At 68.9% G+C, this 3,907-nt stretch carries 3 protein-coding genes and 1 pseudogene; 1 reads left to right on the forward strand and 3 read right to left on the reverse strand.

What is annotated here, in order from left to right:
* Positions 1-746: 746 nt before the first annotated feature.
* A complete protein-coding gene (locus GT030_RS37220; RefSeq protein ID WP_272920735.1) occupies positions 747-872 on the reverse strand; it encodes a hypothetical protein in 126 nt (41 codons plus the stop codon).
* Between the two features lie 161 nt (positions 873-1,033).
* On the opposite strand from GT030_RS37220, the pseudogene GT030_RS30245 reads away from it, so the two are divergent.
* A pseudogene (locus GT030_RS30245) lies at positions 1,034-1,180 on the forward strand (glutamine synthetase); the annotation flags it as partial.
* Positions 1,181-1,591: 411 nt separating this feature from the next.
* Here GT030_RS30245 and GT030_RS30250 read toward each other — a convergent pair.
* Both GT030_RS30250 and GT030_RS30255 read right to left on the reverse strand, forming a co-directional pair.
* On the reverse strand, positions 1,592-2,815 hold the full coding sequence (locus GT030_RS30250; RefSeq protein WP_161203817.1) for an HTTM domain-containing protein: 1,224 nt from the start codon (positions 2,813-2,815) through the stop codon (positions 1,592-1,594).
* The gene (locus GT030_RS30255) at positions 2,812-3,567 is read right to left on the reverse strand and encodes a DUF5819 family protein (protein WP_237522931.1); all 756 of its coding nucleotides are present in this window, start codon (positions 3,565-3,567) and stop codon (positions 2,812-2,814) included. Before GT030_RS30255 ends, GT030_RS30250 begins: the two co-directional genes overlap by 4 nt.
* Positions 3,568-3,907: the final 340 nt, after the last annotated feature.

Consider the following 3,907-nt stretch of genomic DNA (forward strand, 5'->3'; position numbering starts at 1 on the left):
CGTCGGCCTGTGCCACCAGAGCGGTGAACACCCGCTCCCAGGTGCCGTCGACGGCCCACATCCGCAGCCGGTTGTAGACCCCTCGCCAGTTGCCGTACTTCTCCGGCAGGTGAACCCACTGCGTGCCGGTCTGGAACTTGTAGGCGATCGCATCGATCACCTCCCGGTGATCCCGCCAGCGGCCACCCCGCTTCGGTGTCCGGTCCGGGAGTAACGGCTCGATCCGCGCCCACTGCGCATCAGCCAACGGCACACCCGGACCAACGACCCACTGATCCAAACGAAACTGCCTAGCTGGAGTGAAGGAGAAGGGGTAGGCGGGATGGGCGGCGCGGCGCGGCCGGGGGTCAGGGCACGCGCTCAGCCGGTTGCGTGCCGGCGGCGCCGCCGCACCCCTTGCCCGCCGTCAGTGCGGCGGCGACGCCAGTCGGGGGACGTCTGGATGCGCTGGAGAGCGCTGTCGATCTCCGCGACGCGCTTCGTTCCCCATCGAGGCGAAGACCCACGCCTTCTCCACACATTCTGGCGGACAGCGCCGCCCACAGCGCGACCGGCAGAGGGTGGGTGAATGGACTGGGGGCCGACGGGGGCCGTTTGTCTGAAAACAGTTGTCCTGTGGGGTGGGGTGAGAGTGCGATCCGACGGAGGTCCGTCTCCCGCCGTCGGTGAAAGCACCTGTTCAGGCGGTGAGAAGGCGCGGAGCAGGTCACGCTGTGTACTGATGCTCGGTAGTGGATCAACGGCCGCTAACATCCCGTGCCTGTCCGAAAGGCGAGTTCGTGCTCGTGGCCGGCGACGGCAAAGTGCATCAGCACCAGGGCGCGGTCGCGGATGCCCCTGAGGTTGTCCGGGCAGGTGGCGCTGAGCTTCACCAGGTGCTCCACGAGCAGCGGCGGGGCCTGGTCTGGGCCTGGCCCCGGCCGCGTGTCTCCCCCCTTCCCCTCCATCTCCTGTTGCTTGAGGCGGTTGCGGGCGAGCCTCAGAAGCAAGAGCAGCCGACCGAGCGGCGGCGGTGGTGGTCCCGCCGCAGCTGACCAACGCCCTGCGCGAGGCCGCCGAACTCTGGGAGACCAGCACCCTCGCCAAGGCCGCCTTCGGCGACGAGGTCGTGGCCCACTACCGGAACATGGCGAGCGTCGAACTCGCGGCCTACGACGCCGCGGTCACCGACTGGGAACTTGATTGGCTCGAGGCTGCGCAGCCGCCGCATGGCCCTGCCTCCCCGCCGTGGACCCGACTGACATCAAGATCAGTCTTGATGCCCTCAGGAGACATCCCCATGCGTGGGCGCGGGGACACCGTCATCGGCAGCAACGCGGCCACCTGCCTGCCCTTGTTCGTCGACGGCCTGAACCAGTCGCTGACACGCTCGGCGGAATACACCGTCCTCACCGCCGAAATTCTGCCCCAGCAGGGGCGTGCCGCGCCCGGCCGGTCTGCCCAGAGCAGGTCACCGCCCAGACCTCGGTACGCCTGACCTCGGTCACCGTGCGCGCCCAGGAGATGGGCGCAGCGCGGTCGAACGGCGCTCATCGCTCCCGAACTGACGACCCGCGCCAGCTCGGGCCCGGCCCCGGTCAGGCCCTAACAGTTACCGGCGTGCGCCACCGGCACCCTCATGCCGGTTCCTGTCGTGTGACCGGCTCGCGTCCTCCACCGGGCGCGGGACGGTCGCCGGAGTGCGCCTCGCATGAGGGAGCAACTGGCCACGCAGGCTTTCCGCCCATCCGCCCATCCGCCGCAGGAAGGACGTCGGCAGGAACACGGCGTCGGTGGAAATCATCGCGAGGGAGAAGAACGGCAGTCCCAGGACCACCGCGATCATGGCGTGCTCGGTCATCAGTACGACGAGCAGGACGTTCTTCACCCGTCGGTTGAAGAGTGTGAACGGGAAGGCGACCTGCGCAATCACCGTGCCGTATGTCACCAGCATCACCAGCGTCCCGTGCGTAGACAACAGACCGGCCAGTCCGGGCCAAGGCGAAAAATAGTCCAGGTGCAGCGGGTAGTACACCGCCGTGCCGTCCTGCCAGCGCGACCCCTGGATCTTGTACCAGCCGGCCGTCGCATAGATCAGACACGCCTCAACCATGATCACGAACAGCGCACCATTGTGCACGACGTTCCCGACGGCCCCCAGCAACACCCTCGGCTGAACCCACCGCGCACGCCGCTCCACCACCCAGAACAGTCCCTGGCCCAGCCACACTGTCCACAGGATCGCGGGCACCAGCCACTCGCCCCGCACCTGCCCCGCCACCGTGACCGCGGCCAGCACCGTCCCCAACACACCCCACAGCAGCGGCCCCACCCGGTCCCCCCGCGCACCCGCCGCCCGCGCCCGCCCGGCCCACCGCGCATCCAGCGACCACACCTGCCCACACCGCGTGAACACCAGGTACAGCGCCATCAGATGCAGCACGTTGTCTCCGCCGTCACCCACGAGCACATTGCGGTTCTGCAACGACAGCACACCGACCATGAACAGCACGGACATCGTTCGCGTCCGCCAACCCAGCATCAGCAGCACACTGCACAGCACCGCCAACGCGTAGACGACCTCGAACCACACCTGCCCGCGCCACCACATCAGCGCCGAGAACGCCCCGTTCACCCCGGTCAGCTGCCGAGCAAGACTCCAGCTCCACGGACCGTCCGGGCCGTACAGCTCCTGCCGGTGCGGATACTCACGCAGCAAAAACAGCAGCCACGTCAACGAGATGCCGATGCGGAGGACAGCCGTCTGGTACGGGCCCAGAGCCGCATCGAGCACCCGGCCGATGCTGCTGCGCACCCACGATCCACGATCGGTCACCGCACACCTCCCCCGGCCTCATCAGCCGAAACCATCCACCACGGCAGCAGCCAGTACACGAGCGCGGTCGACACCGGCTCATGGCTCCACTCAGGCGGGGGCACCGTTACCACACGACTGCGAACCTGAACGCGCTGAACGACACCGTTCGGACCGGCCACACCCGCGCGGTCCAGGCGCAGCACGGCGATCCGGCGCACGTACTGCTCGGACAGCGCACCGTTCGGCCCCGGGCGACCTGCCGTGTCATGAGTGACGCTGAAGAAGTCCCAGGCTTGGCGTAGCTCGTTCTGCTCGGTGTGGCTGGGCGCCGGGTTGCCGTCTATGGCCTTGGCATCCTGGGCCGACAGGTCATACCAGCCGGTGGTACGGGACCCGCCATCCGCCGACCGGACCTCGGCACGCACCTGCACCGCGACGTTCTGCTGCAGCGGGTTCGGCGCGAACAGCTTCCAATTCTGTTCGAACTCCGGGGACACCCAGGCACCGACGGCCTTGCCCTGCTGCTTGCTTACCGTGTTCGAGGGCGCGAGGGACAGGAACACCAGGCCCAGGTGCACACACACCACCAGGGCGACGGCCACGAGCACCGACACTGCGACGACCCGGCATGGCGGGGAGAGCGCACCGGCACCCGAGCTGGGCGACGAACCACGGGAACCACGGGGAAGGGCGCGAGAAGGTGTGTGCCCCTCCCCGTGAGAGCCGGCAGGGCGGGCATGGTGATCCGTGCCGGACGAGGGCGCGACCAATTTCGCGGGGTGGGGAGGGCTGGCACTCGAGCCGGCGTCGCGAGGCCCAGGCGCGAACTCCGGGTCTTGGTCATCGTACACGTCTACCTCACCCCGCTCTGCAGCCGTTCGCCTTCCGGCGCGTCCCACGGAGGAATCAGGCACAGTTCGCCGCCCCGCTCTCCGGGCCTACCGCTGCGGCACATGGCCGCGCGGTGAAGAGGCCGGGTCAGCCGGATGAGCCAGATGCCCCACCTCCGGACGTGCCGCCGGAGGATGTGCCGCCCGGCGTGGTGCCGCCGGAGGATGTGCCGCCCGGCGTGGTGCCGCCGGAGGATGTGCCGCCCGGCGTGGTGCCGCC

The sequence above is a fragment of the Streptomyces sp. SID1328 genome, from assembly GCF_009865595.1.
GTDB classification, from domain to species: Bacteria; Actinomycetota; Actinomycetes; order Streptomycetales; family Streptomycetaceae; genus Streptomyces; species Streptomyces griseoluteus.